This window comes from Ideonella azotifigens, from assembly GCF_021043325.1.
GTDB classification, from domain to species: Bacteria; Pseudomonadota; Gammaproteobacteria; order Burkholderiales; family Burkholderiaceae_C; genus Ideonella; species Ideonella azotifigens.
Window position 1 is genome coordinate 81,398 of record NZ_JAJNKD010000012.1, and the last position, 25,659, is coordinate 107,056.

Sequence of the window (25,659 nt, forward strand, 5' to 3'; positions counted from 1 at the left end):
GAAGACGTCAGGGCAGCTTGTCAGGCGCTGATCCGGAGGCGATGCTGGTGCAGCAAGGCGTAAGCCGGGCGACAGGCCTCGGCCACGGCCAGGGCCGCACCTTGCAACTGAGGCGAGCGAGGGCGCCAGGCCTCAAAGCCGGTCGACGCCCAGACGGCGTCGTACCAGTGGGGCGCCCAGATGCCGTCGCTGTCCCGCCGACCTGCGGGCCAACTGAGCATGCGCTGCGTGAAGGCGATGCCCAGCGCGGTGCAGACCGCTTTCAGGTAGGCCTCGGGCGCCTGCAGGAAGTCGTCTGCGGCTATCACCATCGGCGCTTGGCCGCTGCGCTGCGCCAGCTCGTCGAACAGCGCGGCTTGCTGCAGCAGGCCGATGTCGGCCGGGGCCACGGTGGCGCGGCTCTTCAGATAGCTCTCCACGACCTGCGCCGGGTCGCGGATCAGCAGCACGTTGTGCAGCTTGTGCACCCAGTCCGTCGCCATGCCTGGCAGCAGGTGGTGGCTCATGTGCTTCTGGTACCAGACCGGCTGAGCGTCAGGTGCCGGGCCTTCGCTCAGGGCCCGCGCCACGCGCGCTGCGTCGATGTCGCCGTCGGCAATGATGTCGTCGCGGCCCGGGTGGTCCAGGCCCGTCGCAGCCAGGTAGGCGGCGTACAGCGGCTCGTCGCTGACGGCGCAGTCACCGCGGTTTTCCCAGGCCCGCATCATCGCGGTGGAAATGTTGCGCGGGCCGCTCCACATGGCCACGCGCAGCGGTGCTCCGGCGTTCATGCCCATGAGCCTTCTTGCGCTGCCACGTCGCGGGCCACCAGCGCCTTGTACAGCGCTTGCAGCCGCAGCACCATGGGTCCCGGCAACCCGCCTTCCATTGCGCGGCCGTCCACCTCGCGTACCGGCACCACGCCAGCAAAGGTGCCGGTGCAGAAGGCCTCTTCGGCGCTGTAGACCTGGGTCAGGCTGAAGTTCTTCTCGAACACCGGAATGCCGGCCTCGCGGCAGACCTGGATCACGTTGCTGCGCGTGATGCCGCCCAGGCAGTAGTCGCCGCTGCTGGTCCACACTTCGCCACCACGCACGATGAAGAAGTGCGTGGAGTTGCAGGTCGCCACAAAGCCGTGCGGGTCCAGCATCAGCGCTTCATCGGCACCTGCGGCGGTGGCCTGGATGCAGGCCGTGATGCAGTTGAGCTTGCTGTGGCTGTTGAGCTTGGGGTCCAGCACGTCCGGGTAGCCGCGGCGCACGTGCACCGTGAACAGCTTCAGGCCGGCGTTGACCGTCTCCGGCTTGGCCAGCTTGAATTCCGGCAGGATCACGATGGTGGCCGGGCCCACGGTGACACGCGGGTCCTGGTATGGCGTGCGCTTCACACCGCGGCTGACCATCAGCCGGATGTGCACGCCGTCGTGCATCTGGTTGGCCTTCAGCGTGTCGTAGACGGCCTGCCTAAGTTCGGCCTTGCTCATGCCGATGTCCAGCATGATGGCCTTGGCACCTTCCCACAGCCGCGCCAGATGTGCATCCAGGAACACCGGATGCCCCTGCACCACGCGCAGGCCTTCCCACACACCATCGCCGAGCACGAAGCCACTGTCGAAAACCGACACCGTGGCGTCGGCGCGCGACTTGAGCTGGCCGTTGATCCAGATGCGGATGTCCGCATTGCGCGGGTCGTCGTGGAAGTCGTGAATGCTTTGCGACATTGGGTTTCAGGGTTCTCGGGTGATGGACGAGTCTAGCGGCAGTGGCATCATCTCGGGCTGGCCGTCCCACCAAGGGCGGTTTTTGGGGCCGGTCATCGCCGGCCATGACAGCAAAGGTTATCGAATGCACTCGTTCCAAAAGCACTCTCTCGCCGGCGCCGCTGGTCTGTTGCTGGCCCTGGTCGCCAGCCTCGCCGCGGCGCAAGACAAGCTGCAAAGCCTTGGCAATGCGAATGCCAAAGCGTCGGTGATGAGCCGCGAAGAGCTGCGCGCCTGCTTCAAGGAGCAGGACAGCATCAAGGCCGCGAGCATTGACCTGGGCACCAAGCGCACCGCGCTGGACGCCGAGCGCAAGCAGCTTGAAACCGAGAACGAGGCCATGAAGCAGCAGCGCGATGCATTGGCTGCCCGTGTCAACCAGAACGCGGCCGACATGAATGCTCGCGTGGCCGCACACTCTGCCAAGGTGGAAGCCTTCAACCAGAAGATGGACGCGCTGAACGCCGCGGCGAAGAAGGGCGAGAACATCGACCGCCGCCAACAAGTGCTGGAGCGTGAGGGCAAGGAAATCCAGAAGACCTCCGACGAGCTGAACGAAGCCGGCAAGGTGTTCCAGGCCAGCGTCGATGAAGACAAGAACAAGCTCGACAGCCAGTTTCAGCAGTTCCAGGTCAAGACCGACCAGTGGAACACCCGCAACCATGACATGGATGTGGCCGCGGCGAACTATGACGCCGACCTGAGCTCGTGGAAGACCCGCTGCGGTGGCCGCAACTACCGCGAGAGCGACGAAAAGGCCATCCGCGCTGGCAAGTAAGACAGCGAAGCCCGCCATGCCGCAACGCCTGCTGATCATCGGCGGCACCCGCTTCGTCGGGCGCCACCTGGCCGAGGCGGCGCTGGCGGCGGGTCATGGCGTCACGCTGTTCAACCGGGGCCAGAGCGGCGAGCCTTTGCCAGGTGCCGAGTCAATCCGGGGCGACCGTCGCGGCGATCTTTCCGCGCTGGCTGCCGGGCGCTGGGACGCGGTGGTCGACTGCTGCGGCTACCTGCCCGGTGAGGTCGCCGCGATGGCGCAGGCCTTGAAGGGCCGTGTTGACCGCTACGTCTTCATCTCCAGCGTCTCGGCCTATGCCGACTTCCGCCAGCCCAATGCCGAAGACTCACCGCTGGGTGTGCTGGCCGACCCCGACACCACGGTGGTCGACGGTGACACCTACGGCCCGCTGAAGGCCGCCTGCGAGCAGGCGGTGCGGCAGGTTTTCGGCGAGCAGGCGCTGCTGATCCGCCCTGGCCTGGTCGTCGGCCCGCACGACCACACCGGCCGCTTCACCTGGTGGCCGGCGCGGGTTGCCAGTGCGGCGGATGGCGAACCGCTGCTGGCGCCGGGTCATCCCGAAGACGAACTGCAGTTCATCGACGCCCGGGACTTGGCGGCCTTTGTGCTGCATGCTGTGGCGCAAGGCGAGTCCGGTGCTTTCAACGTGGCCACGCTGCCCCGCGTGCATCAGTTTGGCGACCTGCTGCAGCATTGCGTGGAGGCTGCCGGCACCCGGCCACAGGTCTGCTGGGCCTCGTCCGCCTGGCTGCTGGCGCAGCAGGTATCGCCCTGGGACCAGATGCCCTTGTGGCTGGGAGAGGACCCTGGCTACGCGGCCTTCCAGCGCAACAACACCCTGCGCGCCCATGACGCTGGCCTGCGCTGCCGCCCGCTGGGGGAGACGGTGGCTGACACGCTGGCCTGGTGGCGCGCCTTGCCGGCCGAGCAGCAAGGTTTTCCGAAGACCGGCCTGCCACTCGAGCGCGAACGCGAACTGCTGAGCCGACTCACCACAGCCCAGGCTTCGTGACCATCAGCCAGAAGGTTGCGAGCATCGCGACGAAGGCCGGGTAGCCGAGCCATTCCCACAGCTTGGCCTGTTGCCAATGCAGTGCCAGCGGACATCCAGGCAGCGGCTCATGGACCGGTGGGATCTCATGACCATGTGCGCGCCAGCAGTTGGTTCGGCGGGCAGGGCGCGTGGCCCAGCACGGCATCGAACTGCGCCGCTTCGGCAGCGCTCGCGGTGTTGTCTCGCTGCAGCAGGCCCAGCGTCTGCCGGCCCCAGGGTGTGCAGGGCAGCAGGTCGCCTGCCCAGGCGCTGCCGCGTGCCAGCGCCGCCGGCATGGTGCTGACCCGCGCGGGCTTGTCGCCGCGTTGCTGCCGCAGCGAGGCCAGCAAGGCTTCGAGGCTGAGCGCCTGCGGTCCCGTGCAGACCAGCAAGCCGCGGGTTGCCGAGGCCGGCCCAAGCAACTGCGCGCAGGCATTGGCCATGTCCGGGACGGCCACCGGCTGAATCAAGGTGCGCCGGCCTTCGGGCGGCAGTGCCAGCCAGCGCAGTCGGGACATCTTGACGAACAACTCGCTGCCTGCACCGCCGCGGCCGAACACCACGCTGGGCCGCAGCACCACGCCGTCCAGCTCACCGCGCTCGGTCAGCGCCAGCAGCGTGTTGTCCGCCTCGGCCTTGGTGAGGGCATAGGACGAGTCCTGGCCTTCAATGCCCAGCGCGGAGACCTGCAGCACCCGCCGCACGCCAGCATCTGCGCAGGCCTGAAACAGCGCCTGCGGTGCCTGCGTGTGCAGCAACTGCATGGGCTGCCGGCGGCTGTCGCGCAGCACGCCCACGGCGTTGATCACAGCGTCCACACCGGTCAGCAGTGGCAGCCAGTCGCTTGGCTGGGTCATCGCCATGAAGTTCACGGCCAGGGGCTCCTGGCCGACCGCTGCCTGACCGCTTCGGCTCGCAGCCAGCACCTGATGGCCGTGATCCCGCAGCGCGCGGGCGATGTGCCGGCCGATGAAACCGGTGGCGCCACAAAGCAGCACTCGCATGGCTCAGCGCTCCGTGTGGGTGTGAATGTCGCAATGCCCTGCGTGGCAGCGCGAGGTGTCGTTCGCGGCGCGTTCCGCCGCCCTGCACAGCGTGGTTTCGAACAGCGCGTGGCTGATCCAGTGCGGCAGTGCGCGGCGGTGCCTGGCAATCCACGGATAGGCCCGCTCGGCCAGCCGGCCCAGCAGCGGCTGGTTCAGCAGTTGCGACACCCGGGGCAGGCCGGCCGCTACATAGGCCAGGCGGAACACGGCCACGCCGGTCAGCCACGTGCCGTCGGCTCGCTGGCCGCGCATCAGCGTCAGCATGTCGGCCAGGGTTGGCCCGCCTGCAGGCGGCACGAAGCCCGGCGCGCTGACGTCGACAAAGCGCAGCAGCCCGTCGCGGTTGCGCAGCATCAGGTTGCGCATCTCGCCGTTGCACAGCGGGCAGGCCGACTCGTAGTAGAGCGTCAGCGGATAGGCACCAGCGTCATGGTGCAGGGGGTGCACTCTCATCATCTTCTCCGTTTGAAATTTCAGTAGAAACAGAAATTTAGGCTCAAAAAAAAGGGGACTGCCCATCGCCTTGTTGCGACAACCCGTTCAGCTGTCCCCACGCACGAAGCGCTGCACACTGGCGCCGAGCTTCAGCACCTTCTCCAGCGTGGTGGGCGAGAGCCGCAGCATCTCGTCTGACCACAGCCCCAGCGTCTCCATGAAACGCAGCGTTTCGCGCACGCGGTCCTGCGCATCGGCCGGTTCCTGCTCGAAGCCGGGCTGGGCCTGCAGCTCCTTCAGCAGGCGCACGGTCGGGTCGAACTCGCGTTCCTTGCGCTCGCGCACGATGGTGCGGAACAGCTCCCACACGTCGAGTGAGGTCTCGAAATAGTCGCGCCGGTCGCCCAGCACGTGGGTGGTTCGCACGAGGTTCCAGTTCAGCAGTTCCTTCAGGCTGGTGCTGACGTTGGAGCGCGCAATGCTCAGCGTCTCGGAGATCTCCTCGGCGTGCAGCGGCCGGCCATGGAAGTAGAGCAGGGCGTGGATCTGCGAAACGCTGCGGTTCACGCCCCAGTTGCTGCCCATCTCGCCCCAGTGCACGATGAAGCGGCGGGCGGTGTCGGTGAGTTCCATGGCTGCATGCTAGGTTTCTTCTTGTATTTCTGTCAATACAGAAATTAAGGCGGTGAATGCGTTGTGTGACAGCCGCCCATAATCGGCTTCCCATGAACTTGCGTTTCGTGGAGGCCTTCCATTGGGCGGTGTCGCTGAAGAGCGTGACGCGTGCGGCCGAGAAGCTGCACATCACGCAATCGGCGCTGTCCTCGCGCATCTCGGCGCTGGAAGAGGAACTGGGCGTGGTGCTGGTGGACCGGCGCGACAAGCAGTTCCGCCTGACGATTGCCGGCCAGCGCTTCCACGTGCTGGCCATCCGCCTGCTGGACGTGCAGCGCCAACTCAAGGAGGAGATGGGCAACCATGCCAGCCGGCCGGTGGCGCTGCGCATCGGGGCGATCGAATCGGTGGTGCACAGTTGGCTGACCGGCTGGCTGCAGCAGATGCGCCGCACCCACCCGGACTTTGCACTGGAGCTGACGGTGGAAACCTCGCCGGTGCTGGTCGACCAGGTGCGCCGCGGCGCGCAGGACCTGGTGTTTGCCGCCATCCCGGCGACCGACGCCTCGGTGCGCACCCGCCCGCTGCCGCCCATGCCCATGGTCTTTGTGGGCCATGCCGAGCAGCACACCAAGCCGCGCTACAGCCTGCTGGACCTGTCCTGCATCGAGCTGCTGACCTTCCAGCGTGGCTCTCAGCCGCACCAGGCGCTGCTGGAGCTGTTCCAGCGCCACGGCGCGCCGCTGCCGCGGGTGCACGCGATCTCGTCGATCTCGGCCATGGTGCAACTGGTCGAAGGCGGCTTCGGCATTGCCACCTTGCCGGAGAGCGCGGCGCTGCAACTGGCACGCCGTGCACCGCTGCGCTGCCTGTTGGCCGACGCCACGCTGGCGCCGTTGCCCATCCACGCCAGCTACCGCGAGGACCCAACGTCTTCGCTGACCGAGTCGGTGCTGGACTCGGCGCAGGCCTACCTGTCGCAAGGCAACCCAACAGTGCCAGTCGAGCCCGCAGCCTGATCGCGCTTTCCGTTCACCGTGACGGTGCCCGCTGGCAACGGGGTTTGCACCAGGATCCATCATTCAAAAATTCGATGAGGCCAACGGGAAATTTCTCGTTGGAAGCCCGGTCACCACACTTTCACAATGCGCCGCATTCCCAGGTCTTTTGAGGCCTGCCGCCAGCAAGCACCAGGAGTTGCCCCATGAACGCGAGCACCGCCGCTTCCTTCTCAGTCATGACCCCGGCCGACCTCGGCCTGTCCGCGGCTTCCACCGGGCGCGACGTGCGCCTGGCTGCCCGCAGCGGCGGCTTCCTGGGCCACACCAGCGGACTGGCCGCCGAGTACGTGCAGGTCAACCTCGCCATCCTGCCGACCGAGCTGGCCGGCGACTTCCTGCGCTACTGCCAGCGCAACCCCAAGCCCTGCCCGCTGCTGGGCGTGTCCGAACCTGGCGAGTGGACGCTGCCGGATCTGGCCGAGGACCTGGACCTGCGCGCCGATGTGCCGCGCTACCGCGTGTGGCGGCATGGCGAACTGGTGGCCGAGCCCTCCGACCTGCACGGCCTGTGGCGCAAGGACCTGGTGACCTTCGCGCTGGGCTGTTCGTTCTCGTTCGAGCACGCGCTGCTGGCCGACGGCATGCGCCTGCGCCATGTGGACGAGGGCCGCAACGTGGCCATGTACCGCACCAACATCCCGACGCGTGCCGCCGGCGTCTTCCATGGGCCGATGGTGGTCACGATGCGGCCACTGAAAGCCGCCGATGCGATCCGCGCGGTGCAGATCACCACCCGCACGCCCGAAGTGCACGGCGCGCCGGTGCACCTGGGCGACCCGGCCCTGATCGGCATCCGCGACATCATGAAACCAGACTACGGCGATGCGGTCGAGATCCGCAGCGACGAGCTGCCGGTCTTCTGGGCCTGCGGCGTCACGCCGCAGGCGGCCATCGCCGCAGCCAAGCCCGCGTTCTGCATCACCCATGCGCCCGGCCACATGCTGGTGACCGACAGGCTCAACCAACAGCTCGGCCGCAGTTAGGCCGCAGTAGGCCAAATTCAGGTCTCTCTTTTCTCTTGCCGGCACCCCTGGGCTGCCGGCCGTGCCCGAAGTGGCAGGTGTTGTCCCCTCGCGGCGGTCTGGCCAGGGCCGCGGCGGGATGTCACGCGCCGCAATCCCGCCCCACCCACGCATCTCCACATACAGGCAGGACCCCAACCATGTGGCTCAAGCACACCAGCGCCGCCGAGCGGCGCACCCTCGTTGCCACCTTCGCCGGTTACGGCGTTGACGGCTTCGATTACATGATCTACACCTTCCTCATCCCCACGCTGCTCGCGGCCTGGGGCATGACGAAGGCCGAGGCCGGCTACATCGCCACCGGCGCGCTGCTCACCTCCGCCGTGGGCGGCTGGGCGGCAGGCGTGCTGGCGGACCGCTACGGCCGTGTGCGCGTGCTGCAGTGGACGGTGCTGTGGTTCGCCAGCTTCACCTTCCTCAGCGGCTTCACCAGCTCCTTCGGCCAGCTCTTCTTCACCCGCGCCATGCAGGGCTTCGGCATGGGCGGCGAATGGGCCGTAGGTTCGGTGCTGATCGCCGAAACCATCTCGGCCCGGCACCGCGGCAAGGCGGCAGGGCTGGTGCAAAGCAGCTGGGCGGTGGGCTGGGCCGCCTCGGCGCTGGCCTTCTGGGGCCTGTATTCGGTGCTGCCGCCGGAGACGGCCTGGAAGCTGCTGTTCTGGATCGGCATCATTCCCGCGCTGCTGATCCTCTACATCCGCCGCAACCTGGACGAACCGGCCGTCTACCGCGCCGAGCAGGCACGCCGCCGCAGCACCGGTGACCGCGCCAATTTCCTGCGCATCTTCCATCCCTCGCTGCTGCGCACCACCGTGCTGGCCAGCCTGCTGGCCACGGGCATGCAGGGCGCCTACTACTCGGTCACCACCTGGCTGCCGACCTTCCTGAAGACCGAGCGCCATCTCTCGGTGCTGGGCACCAGCACCTACCTGCTGGTGCTGATCGGCGGCTCGTTTGCCGGCTACCTCACCAGCGCCTGGCTGAGCGACGCCATCGGCCGCCGCCGCTGCTTCATGCTGTTCGCCGCCATGGGTGCCGTGCTGGTGCTGAGCTACACCCAGATCCCCATCACCGACGGGCTGATGCTGGTGCTGGGCTTCCCGCTGGGCTTCTTCCTCTCAGGCATCTTTTCCGGCATGGGCGCCTTCCTGTCCGAGCTGTTCCCCAGCGACGTGCGCGGCTCCGGCCAGGGCTTCACCTACAACGTGGGCCGCGCCATCGGCGCCATCTGCCCGGCCCTGATCGGCCAGCTCAGCAGCAGCATGCCGCTGGGCCAGATCCTGGGCTGGATGGCAGCGGGCTGCTACGCGCTGGTGATCCTCGCCGCGCTGGTGCTGCCCGAGACCCGAGGACGCGAGCTTTCTGCCGGCAGCGAAGCGCCGAAGGACGGGTCCGCTGACGCGCCGCGTGCCAACCGGCTGGCTGCCTGACTGCCAGCGCCCCATCGCATTCCCTGGCGGGCCGCGCAGGCGGTCCCGAACAAGACATGACCGAAAACTTGACCTCCTCCGACCGCTGGCAGTTCTGGATCGATCGCGGCGGCACCTTCACCGATCTGGTTGGCCGTGCGCCGGATGGCACGCTGCACACGCTCAAGCTGCTGTCCGAGAATCCCGAGCAATACCGGGACGCCGCGGTCGAAGGCATCCGCCGCCTGCTGGGGCTGCAAGCCGGTGAGCTGATCACGCCAGAGCGTGTCGAATGCGTGAAGATGGGCACGACGGTGGCCACCAATGCGCTGCTGGAGCGCAAGGGCGACCGCACGCTGCTGGTCACCACACGCGGCTTCCGCGACGCGCTGCGCATTGCCAGCCAGGCCCGGCCCAAGCTGTTCGACCGCCACATCCAGCTGCCCGAACTGTTGTACGAGCAGGTCGTCGAGGCGGACGAGCGGGTGGACGCGCAAGGGCAACTGCTGCAACCGCTGGACCTCGCCGCACTGCGCCCGAAACTGCAGGCCGCCTTCGACAGCGGCCTGCGCGCCTGCGCCATCGTCTTCCTGCACGGCTACCGTTCCCCGGCCCACGAGCAGGCCGCGCAAGCGCTGGCGCGCGAGATCGGCTTCACACAGGTCTCGGCTTCGCACGAAGTCAGCCCGCTGATGAAGCTGGTGCCGCGCGGCGACACGACCGTGGTCGACGCCTACCTCAGCCCCATCCTGCGCCGCTACGTGGAGCAGGTTGCAGGGCAGATGCCGGGTGTGCGGCTGTTCTTCATGCAAAGCTCCGGTGGCCTCACCGAGGCGCACCGCTTCCAGGGCAAGGACGCGATCCTCTCCGGGCCGGCCGGTGGCATCGTCGGCATGGTGCGCACCGCGCTGGCCGCGGGCCACGAGAAGGTCATCGGCTTCGACATGGGCGGCACGTCCACCGATGTGAGCCACTTCGCCGGCGAGTTCGAGCGGGCCTTCGACACCGAGGTGGCCGGCGTGCGCATGCGCGCGCCGATGATGAGCATCCACACGGTGGCGGCCGGTGGCGGCTCGGTGATTCGCTTCGACGGCGCACGGCTGCGCGTCGGCCCCGAGTCCGCTGGCGCGAACCCTGGCCCGGCCAGCTACCGCCGCGGCGGCCCGCTGGCCACGACCGATGCCAACGTGATGCTGGGCCGCATCCAGCCCGAGTTCTTCCCGCGCGTGTTCGGCCCCAAGGCCAACGAGGCGCTGGACCGCGAGGTCGTGCAGCAGCGCTTCGCCGAAATGGCCGCCGCGATGACTGGCGCGACCGGCCAGGCCGTCAGCGCCGAACAGGCCGCGGCCGGCGCGCTGCAGATTGCCGTCGGCGCCATGGCCAATGCCATCAAGCGCATCTCGGTGGCGCGCGGCTACGACGTGACCAGCTACACGCTGCAATGCTTTGGCGGCGCCGGAGGCCAGGTCGCCTGCCTGGTGGCCGATGCACTGGGCATGACGCGAATCCTCGCGCATCCGTTCGCCGGCGTGCTCAGCGCCTACGGCATGGGCCTGGCCGACCAGATCGCGATGCGCGAAGCCTCGCTGGAACAGGCGCTGGACGCTGCCGGTCTGGCGCAGGCCCGCGCGCTGGCGGAGCGACTGCGCGAGCAAGCCGCGCAGGAGTTGGTCACGCAAGGCGTGGCAGCCGAAGCCGTGCAGGCCGTGGCGCGCGTGCAGGTGCGATACCACGGCACCGACACGACGCTGCCTTGCGCGCTGGGCGCAAACGTCGGCAGCGAAGCGGCCATTGCCGCGATCCGCGCCGAGTTCGAGCGCGGCTACCGCCAGCGCTACGCCTTCCTGATGCCGGACCGCACGCTGGTCATCGAGTCCGTCAGCGTTGAATGCCTGGCTGCAGGCGAGCGGCCAGAAAGTGCACCCGCCGCCGCGATGGCCGTGGCGCACCAGCCCGCGCCGCGCGCCCGCATCCGCATGTACTGCCTGACCGACGAGCGGCCCGCCGGCTGGCGCGAGGCCGAACTGCACCAGCGCGAAACGCTGGCCGCTGGCGCGCTGGTCACCGGCCCGGCGGTGATCGCCGAGAAAAACGCCACCACGGTGATCGACCCTGGCTGGCAGGCCAGCCTCAGCGCCCAGGGCGAGCTGCTGATCCAGCGCATTCGCCCGCGTGCTGCCCTGCGTGCGGCTGGCACCGTGGCCGATCCGGTGATGCTGGAGGTCTTCAACAACCTGTTCATGAACATTGCCGAGCAGATGGGCCTGCGGCTGCAGAACACCGCCTACTCGGTCAACATCAAGGAGCGGCTGGACTTTTCCTGCGCGCTGTTCGACCCGCAAGGCCAGCTGATTGCCAACGCGCCGCACATGCCGGTGCACCTGGGTTCGATGAGCGAGTCGATCCGCTCGGTGGTCGAGCGTAACCCCGAGATGCGGCCGGGCGACGTGTACGTGCTTAACGACCCGTACCATGGCGGAACCCATCTTCCCGACATCACTGTCGTCACGCCGGTGTACCTGGCCGAAGCCGACGTGAAGCCCAGCTTCTACGTCGCCTCGCGCGGTCATCATGCCGACATTGGCGGCACCACGCCGGGCTCGATGCCGCCGTTCTCGCAAAGCATCGAGGAAGAGGGCGTACTGATCGACAATTTCCAGCTGGTCGCGCAAGGCCGCTTGCGCGAGGCCGAACTGGTCGCGCTGCTGCAGTCCGGCCCGTACCCCAGCCGCAACCCGGCGCAGAACCTGGCGGACCTGCGGGCGCAGATCGCGGCCAACGAGAAGGGCGTGCAGGAGCTGAAGGCGATGGTGGCGCAGTACGGCCGCGAGACGGTGCTGGCCTACATGCAGCATGTGCAGGACAACGCCGAGGAATCGGTCCGCCGCGTGATCACCGCCTTGAAGCCCGGATCGTTCACGCTGCCGATGGACAACGGCGCCGAGATCCGGGTGGCGGTGACGGTGGATGCGAAGCAGCGCTCGGCCCGGGTCGACTTCACCGGCACCAGCGCGCAGCAGCCCAACAACTTCAACGCGCCCAGGTCCATCACCATGGCTGCCGTGCTCTATGTGTTCCGCACGCTGGTGGACGACGCCATTCCGCTGAACGCCGGTTGCCTGAAACCCATCGAAGTCATCGTGCCCGAAGGCTGCCTGCTGAACCCGCGCTTCCCGGCTGCCGTGGTGGCCGGCAACGTGGAGACCTCGCAGTGCGTCACCAATGCGCTGTACGGTGCGCTGGGCGTGATGGCCGCCAGCCCCTGCACGATGAACAACTTCACCTTCGGCGACGATGAGCACCAATACTACGAGACCATCTCCGGCGGTTCCGGCGCGGGGCCGGGTTTCGCCGGCACCAGCGTGGTCCAGACCCACATGACCAACTCGCGGCTGACCGACCCCGAAGTGCTGGAATTCCGCTTCCCGGTTCGGCTGGATGCCTACGAGATCCGCTCCGGCACCGGGGGCACCGGCCAGTGGAACGGCGGCGATGGTGGCGAGCGCCGCGTCCGCTTCCTGCGGCCGATGACGGCGTCCATCCTCAGCAATGGCCGCAAGCATGGCGCGTTTGGCATGGCTGGTGGCCAGCCTGGCGCGGTGGGGGAGAATTTCGTGCAGCGGGCCGACGGGCGCACGGAGGTGCTGGGCCACATCGGGCAGGTGGAGATGGGCGTGGGCGATGTGTTTGTGATCCGCACGCCGGGCGGTGGCGGGCATGGCCAAGCCAGCGGCCAGGCAAAGGTAGCGGGCCAAGCGTGAATTGATGCCGCCGATCGACCCGGAATAGGGCGCTTACGGATGGCCCGAAGGGGCTGGGCGGCTGATGATGGACCGGCGGGCCGCTGTTCCGGGCCCGCGGAGAGGCGTCCATGTACGGATTGGTCAACCAGGGCCTGGAAGATTTCGTGGTCCAGCGGTTCGGCGGCGACACCTGGCGGCAGGTTCTGCAGCGGGCCGGCGTGGCACAGGAGATGTTCATCTCGATGGACAGCTACCCCGACGAGTTGAGCTTCAAACTCGTCGGTGCCGCCAGCGAGTTGCTGGGCATGGATGCCGATGCCCTGCTGGAAGCCTTCGGCCAGCACTGGGTGCTCTACACCGCGCAGGTCGGCTACGGTGAGATGCTGGCGATGGCCGGCTCGGACCTGAAGACCTTCCTGCTCAACCTCGACACCCTGCACAGCCACGTCGGCATGACCTTTCCCGACTTGCGGCCGCCGTCGTTCGAGGTCGAGTCGCTGCCAGCAAGCGAGCAGGGTCTGCTGCTGCATTACCGCAGCGAGCGCCAGGGCATGGCGCCGATGGTGATAGGCTTGATCGAGGGCCTGGGGCAGCGCTTCAGGCAGCCGGTGACGGTGCGGCAGATCGCGTTCCGCGGGCCGCAGGACCACGACGTCTTCCGCATCGAGTACATCGAGGTGCCCGCACACCCGGCCGCGTGATGTCGGCTGCCTCGCTGAACCTCACGCCGGCGCAATTCGCTGCAGCGTTTCCTTTCCACATGGTGCTGGACCGGCAGCTTCGGTTGCTGCAGGTCGGCACAGTGCTGGGTCGCGTCTGCCCGGAGATGGTGCCGGGCGCGGCGTTGGCGCAGCAGTTCAGGCTGGTGCGGCCGGTGCTGGCCCAGGTGGACTTTGAGGCCATCGCCGCGCGGGAGAAGGCGCTGTTTGTGTTCCGCCACCGAGAAGGGTTGCTGCAACTGCGTGGCGAGATGGTGGTGCAGGGCGAGCAGGTGTTTTTCCTCGGCTCGCCCTGGGTGGGCGCCATGGCCAGCCTGCGCCGCATCGGCCTGACGCTGAACGACTTCGCGGTGCACGATCCGGTGGTCGACCTGCTGTTCCTGCTGCAGACCAAGGACAAGGCGCTGGCCGATGCACAGGAGCTTTCCCGCCGGCTCAGCGCGCAGAAGGACAGCCTGAATGCCGCGCATCTCGCGGCCGAGGTGGCGGTGGCCGCCAGCCGCACCAAGAGCGAATTCCTGGCGGTGATGAGCCATGAGATCCGCACGCCGCTCAATGGCGTGCTGGGCATGCTGCAGTACCTGCTGGCCAGCGACCTGCGGCCCGACCAGCGGCTGTGCGCCGAGACGGCCGCGCGCAGCGGCAAGACCCTGCTCAGCATCATCAACGACATCCTGGACTTCTCCAAGGTCGAGGCCGGCAAGCTGGAGCTGGAGCAGATTCCGCTGGACCCGCAGCAGCTTGCGCAGGAAGCCGTGGAGCTGGTGGCCTTCCAGGCGAGCGACAAGGGCTTGGCGCTGGCCTGCGAGGTGGCGCCTGGCGTGCCGCAGCTGTTGCTGGGCGACCCGGGCCGCATCCGCCAGGTGCTGATCAACTTCCTGGCCAACGCGATCAAGTTCACCCGCGTCGGCCAGGTGACGCTGCGTGTTGGCCTGGTGGCAGAGACTGACACGCACGCCACCTTGCGGCTGGAGGTGCAGGACACTGGCATCGGCATCGAGTCGGTGCGGCAGCAAAGCATTTTCGAGCCCTTCACGCAGGCCGACCTGTCGACCACGCGCCAGTACAGCGGCACCGGTCTGGGCCTGGCGATCTGCCGCAAGCTGGCCGAGCTGATGGGCGGCGAGGTGGGCCTGCAAAGCCAGGCCGGCCAGGGCAGCAGCTTCTGGCTCACGGTGAGCCTGGAGAAGGCGAAGCGGGAGGACGGGCCGGCCGCCTTGCCGCTGAAGCTGCCCAGCCGCTTCTCCGGCCACCTGCTGCTGGGCGAAGACGATCCCGTCAACCAGCAGATCGCGATGCTGCACCTGGCCGCGCTCGGGCTCACGGTGGACGTGTTCGGCAACGGCGCGGACGCGATGCAGGCCGCTGCGCATGGTGGCTACGACATGGCGCTGATGGACTTGCGCATGCCGGTGATGGATGGCCTCACCGCCTGCCGCGCCATTCGCCAGTTGCACGGGCCGGCAGGCCGGTTGCCCATCATCATCTGGACCGCCAGCATGCTGGACGTGGACCAGCAGCGCATCACCGAGGCTGGCGCCAATGGCGTGCTGGGCAAGCCGTTCGAGCTGGACGCGCTCAAGCGCGTGCTGGCCCGCTTCCTGCCGGCGGACGGTGCCGCCTCATGAGAAAACGCAGGGCCGCCCCAAGTTTTCTCATCCCCCTCGGGGGGGGCCTGACGCGAAGCGGCAGGTCTGGGGGCGCTCCGCTCATCAGGCACCGAAATCCGCATAAGGTCGCGCGGGGACTCTTCATCAAGACAGGCGATCCCGCCGTCTCGACGCCTTCACACCGCCGCAGTAAGCTCGTTGCAGAGGATGTTGATCTGCAGTACGTGGCGCGCGCTTTCGCGTCTGGATGCATGGAGAGGAACCTCAGCATGTCTCAGCCTTCCGCAGTTCAATCCCGTACCCCGCAACACTTCCTGCGCGACAGCAAGATCAGCGCACCGCAAGCCGACCTGCTGCACGGCGCGCACGCCAGGCACGTCGCCGAGCTGGCCTCCAGCCCGGCCGGCTGGCATGGCTCGGACGACATCGAAACCCTGGTCGGCCTGGCCGGCGATTTCCTGTGGTCCGAAAACCCGTTTGCGCTCGCGCGCATCAGCTTTGTCTTCGACGCAGGCCACCTTGGCAGCCAGGGCAGCTACCAGATCATCAATGGCCTGCTCACGGTCGAAAAAGGTGCCTTTTACAGCGTGCCGAACAACCCGGCCATCGGCTGGGCCGCCATCTCGCTGGCACCCACCGGCGCCTCCGAGCTGCGCTCATTTGTCGTCGCCGGCATGTTCACCGACGCCAACTGGACCATCATCGAAACCCTGATGCTCCAGAAGCTCGGCCCCAGCGGCCCGCTGCTGCCGCCGTTCTCGGCGGTGCGCCTGGCCTGAGGCGCTTGTGCCTCAGTCGGCACGCGTGTAGCCGGCTTCTCGCTGCGACCTGATCGCCAAGACCAGGATCAGGTCGTCCCCTTCCTGGTAGCGGTACAGCGCGACGTAGCCTCGCGTGCGTTTGCCGATCACCAGCTCACGCAGGCCGCTGGTGGTCAGGCGGCCAATCATCGGATGCTGGGCCAACACGTCCAGCGCCGAAATGATCTCGTCCGCCCTGTCGTCGAGGTCACTGCCTTCGTGCGCTTCCAGGTGGGCGACGATGCGTTCGAGGTCCTCGATGACCTCTGGCGCCAGCTTGACCGCCGTCACTTCTTGCCGCGCCTTGCCTGCCCAGCCGTCGTGCGTGTGCGGGACTTCAGCCAGCTGCGCGCGTCTGCCCAGTCCAATGCGTGCCCGGTGGCTTGCACGGTCGCTTCGCGGGCCAGCGCTTCGGCCACAAAGCTGGCTTGCTGCTCGGCGCGCTCCGCCTTTTCCGCAATGGCTTCGAGGATGAAACTGTGCGGTGTCATGTCGGCCTGCTCCGCGGCCTTCTGCACGCGCTGCTTCAAGGGATCAGGCAAACGGATCGTCGTGGTGGACATGGCGTTTCCTATGGCATTGAAGCGAATGTAGCACCAGTGTGCTACATGGCGAGCGCCACGGTTGCGGGATCGCAGCTGCCCGGCACCTTCGCCGTTCTCGCCGCTTGTCAATGGTCGGAATGAGGATACGGCCGAGGGCGTGGCCACCCGAGCCGCGCTTGCGCGCTCCACAATCCACCCAGGGTCGGGAATCCATGGGAGCTGAGGTCAGATGTCACGTCACGAAAAGGCGCATGCGATTGCCGAGGCCAGGATTCAGCACGCATTGGCCACCCAGGCGAGCAGCCTGTCATTGCATGGGCTACGCATCAGCGACCTGCCACGCAGCATCGAATGCCTGGCTGCAAGTCTGAGGGAACTGGATCTGAGTGAATGCCAGTTTCTGCGCGACGTTTCGGCGTTGTCCACGTTGACGGGCCTGCAGACCCTGCACCTGAGTCGGTGCGGCCAGCTCACGGAGCTGACGGCGCTGGCGGGGCTGAGTGGCCTGCAGACGCTGGACCTAAGTCGGTGCGGCCAGCTCACGGAGCTGACGGCGCTGGCGGGGCTGAGTGGCCTGCAGACGCTGGACCTGAGTTGGTGCGTCCAGCTCAAGGAGGTGACGGCGCTGGCGGGGCTGAGTGGCCTGCAGACGCTGGACCTGAGTTGGTGCGTCCAGCTCAAGGAGGTGACGGCGCTGGCGGGGCTGAGCGGCCTGCATACGCTGAACCTGAGTTGGTGCGGCCAGCTCACGGAGCTGACGGCGCTGGCCGGGCTGAGCGGCCTGCAGACGCTGGACCTGAGCAACTGCCGCCAGCTCACGGAGCTGACGGCGCTGGCGGAGCTTAGCGGCTTACAGACGCTGGACCTGTATGGCTGCGGCCAGCTCACGGAGCTGACGGCGCTGAGGGGGCTGAGCGACCTGCAGGCGCTGAGCCTGAGCTGGTGCGGCCAGCTCACCGAGCTCACCGAGCTCACGGCGCTGAGCGGCCTGCAGAACCTGAGCCTGAGGGAGTGCGACCAGATCACGAAGCTGACGGCGCTGGCGGGGCTGAGCGGCCTGCAGACGCTGGACCTGAGTGGGTGCGGCCAGCTTGCGGACGTTACGGCGCTGGCGGGGCTGAGCGGCCTGCAGATGCTGGACCTGAGTGGGTGCGGCCAGCTTACGGACGTGAAGGCACTGGAGGGGCTGGACGAACTCGCAAGCCTCAAGCTTTTCGGCACCGATCTGAGCGGTTTCGTTCCTGCCTCCCTGGCGACGAACTGGCCCATGCTGCGTGAACTGACGGCTGATTCGCTGGCAACGGTGCCGCGCGAACTGCTGTCTTCAAGCGAGCCACACGGTCGAAACGGCGATTCCTGCCTGCGGCGCATGGCCGACTGGCAAGCTGATCTGGAGACCCATGGCAGTGAGCCCATGGACGAGGTGAAGCTTTTCGTGCTGGGCAATGGCCGGGTGGGCAAAACCCAGGTGAGCCGGCGGCTGTGTGGCGAAGCCTTCGAACCGGCAGTGCCAAGCACCCACGGCGTGGTGGTCCGTCATTTCGAGTTGCCTCTGGCTGCCAAGCCGCCGGGCCAGACGGCCCGTGAGGTGCAGCTTTGGGACTTTGGGGGCCAGGATTTGTTCCTGGGTACCCACAGCCTCTTCCTGGATGAGCGCGCGCTTTACCTTCTCTTGTGGCATCCCGCCGCCGAGAGCGAAGCGCCGGTGCTGGACAACGGCCTGTGGATGCCCTCGCACCGGCTTGGCTACTGGTTGGACTATGTGAAGGCGGTGGCTGGGCCGCAAACGCTGGTCATCGTGTCGCAGGCGCAGTGTGACGAAGAGAGCCAACTCGTGGAGCCGCCGGTGCCGGCGGACCATGGCTTCGGGTGGTTGCGGCGCAGCGCTTGTAGCGCGATGCTGGAAGAGGGGCTGGATCGCTTGCTGCCGGAGTTGCGAGCGGGGGCCAAACTGCTGGCCGAGCGGCATGGCGAAACCCTGATCCCGCGAAACTGGGCGGCGCTGGGCGGCAAGCTGCGGGAGATGGGCAAGGCGCAGAAGGTATTGGCCCTGGATGGGTTCGATGCGATGTGCCGGGAGCATGGCGTCAGCGCGCCGCGCACCTTGCTGGGCTATCTGCATCAGTCAGGGCAGGTGTTTTGGCGCGCAGACGTGTTTGGGGGTGCCGTCATCCTCGACCAAGCCTGGGCCTTGGAGGGCGTCTACGCGCTTTTGCACCGGCAAAAGGTCTTGCCTACGCTGCGTCGCCAAGGCGGGCTGTTCACGCCGGAGCTTCTGTCAGCCTTGCTGTGGGACGGGGAGTTCGACGCTACCGAGCAGGCGCACTTCGTGAGCCTGATGCAGGCTTGCCGGGTCTGCTTCAAGGTGGGCGATGGGCAATACATTGCCGCGGATTGCCTGCAGGAGCGCGCGGCGATGGCGAGCGAGGAGCAGGCGGTATGGCGCGGTGCGGAGCCAGATGCGGAAGTGCGGCTGCGCTACCCGCTGCTTCACGGTGGCTTGCAGCGTACGGTGCTGTGCGAAATGGGCGAGAAGGCGGGGCCGAATGCGGTGTACTGGCGATATGGCCTGTGCTATCACGACGCCAAGGCGCGGGTAACGGTGCGCCTGTCTTCCGAGCCGGGTGAAGACGCCGGGCGGCGGGGCGCGATGGTGTTGCAGGTCAGCGGCCCTGAGGCCTCAAGCCATGCGGGCGATCTGATCAACGCGCTGCTGGGAGAGGTTCGCCTGGGGCAGAAGCCCGAGGTTCAATGGATGAAAGGGCAGGCGGTCATGGACAAGGCCGACAAAGCGATGGGTGGCAATGAGACCGAGGAGAAGGCAGCGCTGGTGAATGCGGCGCCCTTGCCCAGTGGTGTGGCAGCCACGAAGAAGAAACCGGTGGTCTACGTTTCCTATGCCTGGGGCGGAGACAGCGATGCGACCGTGGATGGCCTGCAGGCGGCGCTGGCGCCTTGGGTAGAAGTGCACCGGGACAAGGACAGGCTGCGCAACGGCGACAGCATTCGGCACTTCGAGGAAGAGATTGGCCGCGGGCTGTGCGTGATCGTCGTGCTCAGTGCGAAGTACATGCTGTCAGTCGACTGCATGCGGGAGCTGGGCTTTGTGTGGGAGCGTGCGCAACGCAACGCGGAGCGATTCGCGGAACGCGTGGTCCCCGTCGTGCTGGAGGATGCCGGCATCAGCCGAATGACGCAGCGGCTTGACCATGTGAAGCACTGGCGTTCGGAAATGACAGCCCTGGAGGCACTCGTGACCGAGATCGGCCCGGTGGATTGCGGGCAAAGCACGACGCGGCAACTGCAGGACATTCGAACCTTCACAGTGCATTTGGCCGACGCCCTGAATGCGCTTGCGGACCGGGTGATGCCGCGCGGCTGCGAAACCTTGGCTGCAGCCAGCTACGAACCTGTGCTGGAACTGATCAAGCGGCGCTTGAGCCTGGGTTGAACACGCCATGGAAAAGGCCCGCCAGGTTTCCCTGGCGGGCCTTTTGGGCCGGGCGCCTGAGAGGGCGCCTGAGCTGCGATCAGCAGGCTGCTGCGGTGGCCTTCGCGCCTTCAGCGTACTCGTCGATCTGGTCGAAGTTGAGGTACTTGTAGATCGCGGCGCCGTCCTTGTTCACCACGCCCATGGCTTCGTGGTATTCGGCCACGGTGGGGATGTGGCCGAGCTTGGAGGCGATGGCGGCGAGTTCGGCCGAGGCGAGGAACACGTTGCTGTTCTTGCCCAGGCGGTTCGGGAAGTTGCGGGTAGAGGTGGAGACCACGGTCGCGCCTTCGCGCACCTGCGCCTGGTTGCCCATGCACAGCGAGCAGCCCGGCATTTCGGTGCGGGCGCCAGCGGTGCCGAAGGCTGCGTAGTGGCCTTCCTTGATCAGCTCGCTCTCGTCCATCTTGGTCGGCGGTGCCACCCACAGCTTGACGGGGATGTCGCGCTGGCCGCCCAGCAGCTTGGCCGCGGCACGGAAGTGGCCGATGTTGGTCATGCACGAGCCGATGAAAGCCTCGTCGATCTTGGTGCCGGCAACTTCGGACAGGAACTTCGCGTCATCCGGGTCATTCGGGCAGCAGAGGATGGGTTCCTTGATGTCGGCCAGGTCGATCTCGATGACATGTGCGTACTCGGCGTCCTTGTCGGCTTCCAGCAGGTCGGGCTTGGCCAGCCAGGCTTCGACTTTCTCGATGCGGCGCTGCAGCGTGCGGGCATCGGCATAACCGTCGGCGATCATGTTCTTCATCAGCACGACGTTGCTGGTGAGGTATTCCTTGATCGGCTCGGGATTCAGCTTGATGGTGCAGCCTGCGGCGCTGCGCTCGGCCGATGCGTCGCTCAGCTCGAAGGCCTGTTCGACCTTCAGGTCCGGCAGCCCTTCGATTTCCAGGATGCGGCCCGAGAAGGCGTTGACCTTGCCGGCCTTGGCGACCGTCAGCAGCCCGGCCTTGATCGCGTACAGCGGGATCGCGTGCACCAGGTCGCGCAGCGTCACGCCGGGTTGCATCTGGCCCTTGAAGCGCACCAGCACCGACTCGGGCATGTCCAGCGGCATCACGCCGGTGGCAGCACCGAAGGCGACCAGGCCGGAGCCGGCGGGGAAGGAGATGCCGATCGGGAAGCGAGTGTGCGAGTCGCCACCGGTGCCCACGGTGTCAGGCAGCAGCAGGCGGTTCAGCCAGCTGTGGATCACGCCGTCGCCCGGGCGCAGCGCCACGCCGCCGCGGCTGCTCATGAAGGCCGGCAGTTCGCGGTGGGTCTTTACGTCGACCGATTTCGGATAGGCGGCGGTGTGGCAGAAGGACTGCATCACCAGGTCGGCCGAGAAGCCCAGGCAGGCCAGGTCCTTCAGCTCGTCGCGGGTCATCGGGCCGGTGGTGTCCTGCGAGCCGACCGTCGTCATCTTGGGTTCGCAGTAGGTGCCTGGGCGCACGCCCTGGCCCTCTGGCAGGCCGACGGCACGGCCGACCATCTTCTGCGCCAGCGTGAAGCCGGCCTTGGACTCGGCAGGCGCCTTGGGCAGGCGGAACAGCGTGGAGGCGGGCAGGCCGAGGAACTCGCGCGCCTTGGCGGTCAGCGTGCGGCCGATGTTGAGGTTGATGCTGCCGCCAGCGCGCACCGAGTCGAGGATGACGTCCGTCTTCAGCTGGAAGGATGCGATCTCCGTGCCGTTCTTGGTGATCTTGCCCTCGTACGGGTAGACATCGAGCACATCGCCCATCTCCATGGCCGACACATCGACCTCGATCGGCAGCGAGCCCGAGCTCTCTTGCGTGTTGAAGAAGATCGGGGCGATCTTGCCGCCCAGCGTGACGCCGCCAAAGCGCTTGTTCGGCGCAAACGGGATGTCCTGGCCGGTGGCCCAGATCACCGAGTTGGTGGCCGACTTGCGCGAGGAGCCGGTGCCGACCACGTCGCCGACGTAGGCGACGATGTGGCCCTTCTTCTTCAGATCCTCGATGAACTGCATCGGGCCGCGCTTGCCGTCTTCCTCCGGCACGAAGGCGGCGCCTTCGCGGGTGTTCTTCAGCATGGCCAGGTAGTGCAGCGGAATGTCCGGGCGGCTCCAGGCGTCGGGCGCGGGCGAGAGGTCGTCGGTGTTGGTCTCGCCAGGCACCTTGAAGACGGTGATGGTGATCTTCTGCTCGACTTCCGGGCGGCTGGTGAACCACTCGGCATCCGCCCAGCTCTGCATGACTTCCTTGGCCTTGGCATTGCCGGCCTTGGCCTTTTCCGCCACGTCATTGAAGAAGTCGAACATCAGCAAGGTCTTCTTCAGGCCTTCCGCCGCCACGCTGGCGACTTCAGCGTCGTCCAGCAGTTCGATCAGCGGATGCACGTTGTAGCCGCCGACCATGGTGCCCAGCAACTCGGTGGCCAGGGCCTTGGGGACCAGGGGCACGCTGATGTCGCCATGCGCCACGGCGGCGAGGAACGAAGCCTTGACCTTGGCCGCGTCGTCCACGCCCGGGGGCACGCGGTGCGTCAGCAGGTGCAGCAGGTAGGCATCTTCGCCAGCAGGCGGGTTCTTGATCAGCTCGATCAGGTCGGCGACCTGCTTGGCGTCAAGCGGCAGCGGCGGAATGCCGAGCGTGGCGCGTTCGGCGGCATGTTGGCGATAGGCTTGCAGCATGGGGCTCTCCAGGAAAGAACGGTGGGTATCAGGGGGGCGCCCGCGAGGCGGGGCGCCGGTGTGAATGGCAGGCAGGGTCAGGGCACGATGACCTTCAGGCCCTTGAAATAGTCGCGGTAGAAGGTGGCGTCGCGGGTGATCAGGCCGTCGCACTGCAGCATCGCGTGGGCGCCGACCAGGAAATCGGGGGCGGCACGGCCACCCGGGTGGCCGCTGCGCTGGCGATAGCGGCGCTGCATCTCGCCAGCGCGCACGGCGGCCTTGGTTTCGGTGGCGCTGTAGCCCACGCCCATGTCTTCCAGCACTTCCAGCGCCTCGGAACCGTTCTTCAACGCGGTGCAGATTTCCGTCAGCACCACGTCGCAGACGACCACCGGGCCGATGCTGAGCGACTGGCGCAGGCAGGCTTCGGCTGCGTCTGCGGCCGGGCCGTCGGCCAGCAGGTCGATCACGACGGAGGAGTCGATGGCGATCACGGTTTGGGGACGCTCAGACGTCCAGCGGCTCGCCGGGGGCGCGGCCACGGATGGCGCGCAGGGCTTCATCGGTGTCGGCAAAGCCGTCCAGCTTGAAGCGGCCGCGGGCACGGGAGATGGCGTCGGACACGTCCTTGCGCAGGATGATGCGCGCGCCGTCCAGTTCGACCTTCAGCGTGGTGCCCTTGGTCAGGCCCAGGGCATCACGCACGGCCTTGGGCAGGGTGATCTGCCCACGCTCGGCAACAGTGGCTTCCATGCGTCGGTACTCCCAAAGCTTCCAAACCGGTATGCATGAATTATACGTACTCAATCGTGCATGCGCATGGCCGCGGGACGCCGGCCGCACAGGTTTGCCTGCAAAAATCCCGGCCACAAATGAACACAGGCCCCGAAGGGCCTGTGGCAAGCAAAGAACAGCCCCCTGAGGGCGGGGCAATCTCAGCGCTGAACCGGGGCTTGGCTGGGCGCGGCAGCCTCGATGGTCACCGGTGCTGCGGCGGCCGGAAGCGCCGGGGTGGGCGCAGCAGGCGTGGTGGACACGGCGGTAGTGGCCGGCGCCACGGCTGCAGGTTCGACCGCGGCAAGCACCGGAGCGGGTGCAGGCGCTGCTGCAGTAACCGCGGCTTGTGCGGCTTGTGCGGCGGCAGCAGCCTGGGCTGCGGCGGCGACTTGCTCCGGGCTCATCAGCAGCGCCTGTTGGGGCTGGCCTGCAGCATTGTTCTTGGCTTCGAGTTGCTTGGGGTGCACGCATTCGTCAACGATGCGCCGTCCGGCCTTCACGTCCATCAGCATGGACTTGTAGGCGATCTGCAGCAGCAAGGCCTCACCCTTGACGTCTTCCAGGCGCAGTGCGCCGGTGGTCGACAGGGTGGGTTTCATCGTGTACGTGGTCTTGCCGAAAGTGACGTCGATGTAGCCGTCGTACTTCGGATTCATCGCCACCTGCATGCGCTGCGAGAACTCGCAGTCGTACTGACCAAAATGGGTCATGGCGGCGGCGGCGTTCTGCTCGCCTTCGGAGGCCGGCAGCGGCACTTCGACAGGCGGGGGCGGCGGTTCGACGACCTTCTTGGCTTTTGCGCCCTTGCCGGCGGCCTTGGCCGTGGTGGTGGAAGATTTGGCAGAGGCAACAGCGGCGGGCTGGGCTGCTACGGCGGCTGCGCTGAGCAGCAGCGCCACGGACACAAAAGCGCGAATCATCAAGGCAGGGCTCCTTCGGAAAGAGGGCAGGCGTATTGTGCCTGCGCAAGCCGTGCCAAACCCTGTTACCAGCTGTGAGGCTGTTGGTATTTGCCCAGGACTTGGCGCGATTTAACGACAACGCGGAGCAGGTTCTGTTCCATCGCCGGAACTGACGGAATTTGTCAGCGCTGTTCCGGCGAGTCCTGGGCAGTTCAGTGCGCGCCGAAAAACGCGAGCTGCACTTCGGCCGGCAGCTGCGCGCCGCCGGCAAACGAGGTGCGATGGGCCCGCTGCAGTACCTGCCAGAAATAGCGGTAGCTGGCCCGGTCGTGCAACTGGTCCCGGCCGGCGTGGCGATGGCGGATCGGCGCCCAGTCGGCCGCCTGCGCGGCCTGCAGGATCTCGATGGCCTGGTCGACCTCGGCGGCGCTGGGTGCAAAAGCGTCGACGATGGGGCGGATCTGGTCCGGGTGGATGCTCCACATGCGGGTGTAGCCCAGTTGCCGGCAGGCGCGTTCGGCGGCGCCCTGCAGCGCGGCGCTGTCCTTGAACTCGGTGACCACGCAGTGCGAAGGCACCTTGCCTGCCGCGTGGCAGGCCGCCGCGATCTCCAGCTTGGCGCGCAGCACCAGCGGGTGCTGGAACTGGCCCTGCGAGCCCATCGCCGATTGCGGAATCGCGCCGCGGTGCGCCGAGACGAAGTCCATCAGGCCGAAGGACAGCGATTCGATGCGCGGGTGCGCGGCCAGCGCGAACACGTCGCGCAGCGCACCGTGCGTCTCGACCAGTGCGTGCAGCGGGATCGGCTTTGCCAGGCCGGCCTGCGCCGACAGTGCATCGATGATGGCCACCGCCTGTTCCAGGCCCGCCAGGTGGCGCGGTTTCGGGATCATCAGGTAGGCCAGCTTTGCGCCGGCCTTGGGCAGCAAGGCTTCGAGCATGGTCGTGAAAGCCGGGTGCTCGACCGGCACGACGCGTGCGCCGACGCGGCCGAAGCGGTTTTCCGGCGAGGTGACCAGCTCGGCGATCAGGTGCGCATGCTCGACTTCACCGCCCACCGGTGCGCCGTCCTCGCCGTCCAGCGTGATGTCGAACACCGGGCCCATCTCAGCCTGCAGTGCCAGGCTCTTTCGCATGCGCGCCTCGACGCCGCAGTAGTGGTCGCACACCGGCAGCGCCGGCACGGCGTCGCCTTCTTCGAACAAGACATCGGCGGGGTGGCGCAGTGCAGTCATGGCGGGCAGGGGCAGGGGAGAAATGAAAAAGCCGGCGCCGCTTGCGCGGGCACCGGCTCA

22 protein-coding genes are annotated in these 25,659 nt (G+C 67.2%); 10 read left to right on the forward strand and 12 right to left on the reverse strand.

What is annotated here, in order from left to right:
• Nucleotides 1-20 precede the first annotated feature (20 nt).
• Entirely contained in the window at nucleotides 21-770 is a 750-nt protein-coding gene (locus tag LRH25_RS22240) for a sulfotransferase-like domain-containing protein (RefSeq protein WP_141287220.1), read from the reverse strand.
• Complete coding sequence (locus tag LRH25_RS22245; RefSeq protein ID WP_141287219.1) at nucleotides 767-1,699, reverse strand: aminotransferase class IV; 933 nt, start codon at nucleotides 1,697-1,699, stop codon at nucleotides 767-769. Before LRH25_RS22245 ends, LRH25_RS22240 begins: the two co-directional genes overlap by 4 nt.
• A gap of 124 nt (nucleotides 1,700-1,823) precedes the next feature.
• Between LRH25_RS22245 and LRH25_RS22250 the strand changes: the two genes are divergently transcribed.
• Nucleotides 1,824-2,516, forward strand: coding sequence for a hypothetical protein (locus LRH25_RS22250; RefSeq protein ID WP_141287218.1), 693 nt, complete (start codon nucleotides 1,824-1,826; stop codon nucleotides 2,514-2,516).
• Nucleotides 2,517-2,532: 16 nt separating this feature from the next.
• A complete protein-coding gene (locus LRH25_RS22255; protein ID WP_141287217.1) occupies nucleotides 2,533-3,549 on the forward strand; it encodes an NAD-dependent epimerase/dehydratase family protein in 1,017 nt (338 codons plus the stop codon).
• A 125-nt stretch (nucleotides 3,550-3,674) separates the two neighbouring features.
• On the opposite strand, the gene LRH25_RS22265 is transcribed toward LRH25_RS22255, so the two are convergent.
• From LRH25_RS22265 to LRH25_RS22275, 3 genes are all read right to left on the reverse strand, one after another.
• Entirely contained in the window at nucleotides 3,675-4,574 is a 900-nt protein-coding gene (locus LRH25_RS22265; RefSeq protein WP_231012249.1) for an NAD-dependent epimerase/dehydratase family protein, read from the reverse strand.
• 3 nt (nucleotides 4,575-4,577) lie between these two features.
• Nucleotides 4,578-5,069 (reverse strand): thiol-disulfide oxidoreductase DCC family protein, encoded by a 492-nt coding sequence (locus LRH25_RS22270; protein ID WP_141288906.1) that lies wholly within the window; start codon nucleotides 5,067-5,069, stop codon nucleotides 4,578-4,580.
• 87 nt (nucleotides 5,070-5,156) lie between these two features.
• Complete coding sequence (locus LRH25_RS22275) at nucleotides 5,157-5,684, reverse strand: GbsR/MarR family transcriptional regulator (RefSeq protein ID WP_141288908.1); 528 nt, start codon at nucleotides 5,682-5,684, stop codon at nucleotides 5,157-5,159.
• A 92-nt stretch (nucleotides 5,685-5,776) separates the two neighbouring features.
• Between LRH25_RS22275 and LRH25_RS22280 the strand changes: the two genes are divergently transcribed.
• The 7 genes from LRH25_RS22280 to LRH25_RS22310 all read left to right on the forward strand — a co-directional run bounded on the left by LRH25_RS22280 (nucleotide 5,777) and on the right by LRH25_RS22310 (nucleotide 16,009).
• Nucleotides 5,777-6,685, forward strand: coding sequence for a LysR family transcriptional regulator (locus LRH25_RS22280; RefSeq protein WP_141288910.1), 909 nt, complete (start codon nucleotides 5,777-5,779; stop codon nucleotides 6,683-6,685).
• Between the two features lie 185 nt (nucleotides 6,686-6,870).
• A complete protein-coding gene (locus LRH25_RS22285; protein WP_141288912.1) occupies nucleotides 6,871-7,710 on the forward strand; it encodes a putative hydro-lyase in 840 nt (279 codons plus the stop codon).
• Nucleotides 7,711-7,889: 179 nt separating this feature from the next.
• On the forward strand, nucleotides 7,890-9,179 hold the full coding sequence (locus tag LRH25_RS22290) for an MFS transporter (RefSeq protein ID WP_141288914.1): 1,290 nt from the start codon (nucleotides 7,890-7,892) through the stop codon (nucleotides 9,177-9,179).
• Between the two features lie 56 nt (nucleotides 9,180-9,235).
• Nucleotides 9,236-12,919, forward strand: a complete 3,684-nt coding sequence (locus tag LRH25_RS22295) for a hydantoinase B/oxoprolinase family protein (protein ID WP_231012251.1) — start codon at nucleotides 9,236-9,238, stop codon at nucleotides 12,917-12,919.
• Nucleotides 12,920-13,029: 110 nt separating this feature from the next.
• Nucleotides 13,030-13,602, forward strand: a complete 573-nt coding sequence (locus LRH25_RS22300) for a heme NO-binding domain-containing protein (protein WP_141286140.1) — start codon at nucleotides 13,030-13,032, stop codon at nucleotides 13,600-13,602.
• On the forward strand, nucleotides 13,602-15,248 hold the full coding sequence (locus tag LRH25_RS22305; RefSeq protein ID WP_141286142.1) for an ATP-binding protein: 1,647 nt from the start codon (nucleotides 13,602-13,604) through the stop codon (nucleotides 15,246-15,248). The genes LRH25_RS22300 and LRH25_RS22305 overlap by 1 nt, the downstream gene beginning before the upstream one ends.
• 251 nt (nucleotides 15,249-15,499) lie before the next feature.
• Nucleotides 15,500-16,009 (forward strand): hypothetical protein, encoded by a 510-nt coding sequence (locus LRH25_RS22310; RefSeq protein ID WP_141286144.1) that lies wholly within the window; start codon nucleotides 15,500-15,502, stop codon nucleotides 16,007-16,009.
• 12 nt (nucleotides 16,010-16,021) lie between these two features.
• Here LRH25_RS22310 and LRH25_RS22315 read toward each other — a convergent pair whose 3' ends face one another.
• Both LRH25_RS22315 and LRH25_RS22320 read right to left on the reverse strand, forming a co-directional pair.
• Nucleotides 16,022-16,321 (reverse strand): type II toxin-antitoxin system RelE/ParE family toxin, encoded by a 300-nt coding sequence (locus LRH25_RS22315; protein WP_141286146.1) that lies wholly within the window; start codon nucleotides 16,319-16,321, stop codon nucleotides 16,022-16,024.
• Nucleotides 16,318-16,593, reverse strand: coding sequence for a CopG family ribbon-helix-helix protein (locus tag LRH25_RS22320; protein ID WP_141286148.1), 276 nt, complete (start codon nucleotides 16,591-16,593; stop codon nucleotides 16,318-16,320). The genes LRH25_RS22315 and LRH25_RS22320 overlap by 4 nt, the downstream gene beginning before the upstream one ends.
• 265 nt (nucleotides 16,594-16,858) lie before the next feature.
• Between LRH25_RS22320 and LRH25_RS22325 the strand changes: the two genes are divergently transcribed.
• A complete protein-coding gene (locus LRH25_RS22325; protein WP_231012253.1) occupies nucleotides 16,859-20,026 on the forward strand; it encodes a leucine-rich repeat domain-containing protein in 3,168 nt (1,055 codons plus the stop codon).
• 79 nt (nucleotides 20,027-20,105) lie between these two features.
• On the opposite strand, the gene acnB is transcribed toward LRH25_RS22325, so the two are convergent.
• From acnB to LRH25_RS22350, 5 genes are all read right to left on the reverse strand, one after another.
• Nucleotides 20,106-22,703 (reverse strand): bifunctional aconitate hydratase 2/2-methylisocitrate dehydratase, encoded by a 2,598-nt coding sequence (gene acnB / locus LRH25_RS22330; protein ID WP_141286152.1) that lies wholly within the window; start codon nucleotides 22,701-22,703, stop codon nucleotides 20,106-20,108.
• A 77-nt stretch (nucleotides 22,704-22,780) separates the two neighbouring features.
• Nucleotides 22,781-23,179: a type II toxin-antitoxin system VapC family toxin gene (locus tag LRH25_RS22335; RefSeq protein ID WP_141286153.1), complete on the reverse strand. Its 399-nt coding sequence runs from the start codon at nucleotides 23,177-23,179 to the stop codon at nucleotides 22,781-22,783.
• A gap of 13 nt (nucleotides 23,180-23,192) precedes the next feature.
• Nucleotides 23,193-23,438 (reverse strand): AbrB/MazE/SpoVT family DNA-binding domain-containing protein, encoded by a 246-nt coding sequence (locus tag LRH25_RS22340; RefSeq protein ID WP_141286155.1) that lies wholly within the window; start codon nucleotides 23,436-23,438, stop codon nucleotides 23,193-23,195.
• A 182-nt stretch (nucleotides 23,439-23,620) separates the two neighbouring features.
• Nucleotides 23,621-24,385: a hypothetical protein gene (locus tag LRH25_RS22345; protein WP_141286157.1), complete on the reverse strand. Its 765-nt coding sequence runs from the start codon at nucleotides 24,383-24,385 to the stop codon at nucleotides 23,621-23,623.
• Between the two features lie 191 nt (nucleotides 24,386-24,576).
• Complete coding sequence (locus LRH25_RS22350) at nucleotides 24,577-25,599, reverse strand: HpcH/HpaI aldolase/citrate lyase family protein (RefSeq protein ID WP_141286159.1); 1,023 nt, start codon at nucleotides 25,597-25,599, stop codon at nucleotides 24,577-24,579.
• Nucleotides 25,600-25,659 lie beyond the last annotated feature (60 nt).

Excerpts from the sequence above, each read along its gene's own strand:
- LRH25_RS22255 (WP_141287217.1), top strand. The coding sequence starts at position 2,533 with ATGCCGCAACGCCTGCTGATCATCGGCGGCACCCGCTTCGTCGGGCGC.
- LRH25_RS22280 (WP_141288910.1), top strand. The coding sequence starts at position 5,777 with ATGAACTTGCGTTTCGTGGAGGCCTTCCATTGGGCGGTGTCGCTGAAG.
- LRH25_RS22245 (WP_141287219.1), bottom strand. The coding sequence starts at position 1,699 with ATGTCGCAAAGCATTCACGACTTCCACGACGACCCGCGCAATGCGGAC.
- LRH25_RS22340 (WP_141286155.1), bottom strand. The coding sequence starts at position 23,438 with ATGGAAGCCACTGTTGCCGAGCGTGGGCAGATCACCCTGCCCAAGGCC.
- LRH25_RS22350 (WP_141286159.1), bottom strand. The coding sequence starts at position 25,599 with ATGACTGCACTGCGCCACCCCGCCGATGTCTTGTTCGAAGAAGGCGAC.
- LRH25_RS22290 (WP_141288914.1), top strand. The coding sequence starts at position 7,890 with ATGTGGCTCAAGCACACCAGCGCCGCCGAGCGGCGCACCCTCGTTGCC.
- LRH25_RS22300 (WP_141286140.1), top strand. The coding sequence starts at position 13,030 with ATGTACGGATTGGTCAACCAGGGCCTGGAAGATTTCGTGGTCCAGCGG.
- LRH25_RS22265 (WP_231012249.1), bottom strand. The coding sequence starts at position 4,574 with ATGCGAGTGCTGCTTTGTGGCGCCACCGGTTTCATCGGCCGGCACATC.
- LRH25_RS22310 (WP_141286144.1), top strand. The coding sequence starts at position 15,500 with ATGTCTCAGCCTTCCGCAGTTCAATCCCGTACCCCGCAACACTTCCTG.
- LRH25_RS22270 (WP_141288906.1), bottom strand. The coding sequence starts at position 5,069 with ATGAGAGTGCACCCCCTGCACCATGACGCTGGTGCCTATCCGCTGACG.
- LRH25_RS22305 (WP_141286142.1), top strand. The coding sequence starts at position 13,602 with ATGTCGGCTGCCTCGCTGAACCTCACGCCGGCGCAATTCGCTGCAGCG.
- LRH25_RS22250 (WP_141287218.1), top strand. The coding sequence starts at position 1,824 with ATGCACTCGTTCCAAAAGCACTCTCTCGCCGGCGCCGCTGGTCTGTTG.
- acnB (WP_141286152.1), bottom strand. The coding sequence starts at position 22,703 with ATGCTGCAAGCCTATCGCCAACATGCCGCCGAACGCGCCACGCTCGGC.
- LRH25_RS22240 (WP_141287220.1), bottom strand. The coding sequence starts at position 770 with ATGAACGCCGGAGCACCGCTGCGCGTGGCCATGTGGAGCGGCCCGCGC.
- LRH25_RS22295 (WP_231012251.1), top strand. The coding sequence starts at position 9,236 with ATGACCGAAAACTTGACCTCCTCCGACCGCTGGCAGTTCTGGATCGAT.
- LRH25_RS22275 (WP_141288908.1), bottom strand. The coding sequence starts at position 5,684 with ATGGAACTCACCGACACCGCCCGCCGCTTCATCGTGCACTGGGGCGAG.
- LRH25_RS22320 (WP_141286148.1), bottom strand. The coding sequence starts at position 16,593 with ATGTCCACCACGACGATCCGTTTGCCTGATCCCTTGAAGCAGCGCGTG.
- LRH25_RS22285 (WP_141288912.1), top strand. The coding sequence starts at position 6,871 with ATGAACGCGAGCACCGCCGCTTCCTTCTCAGTCATGACCCCGGCCGAC.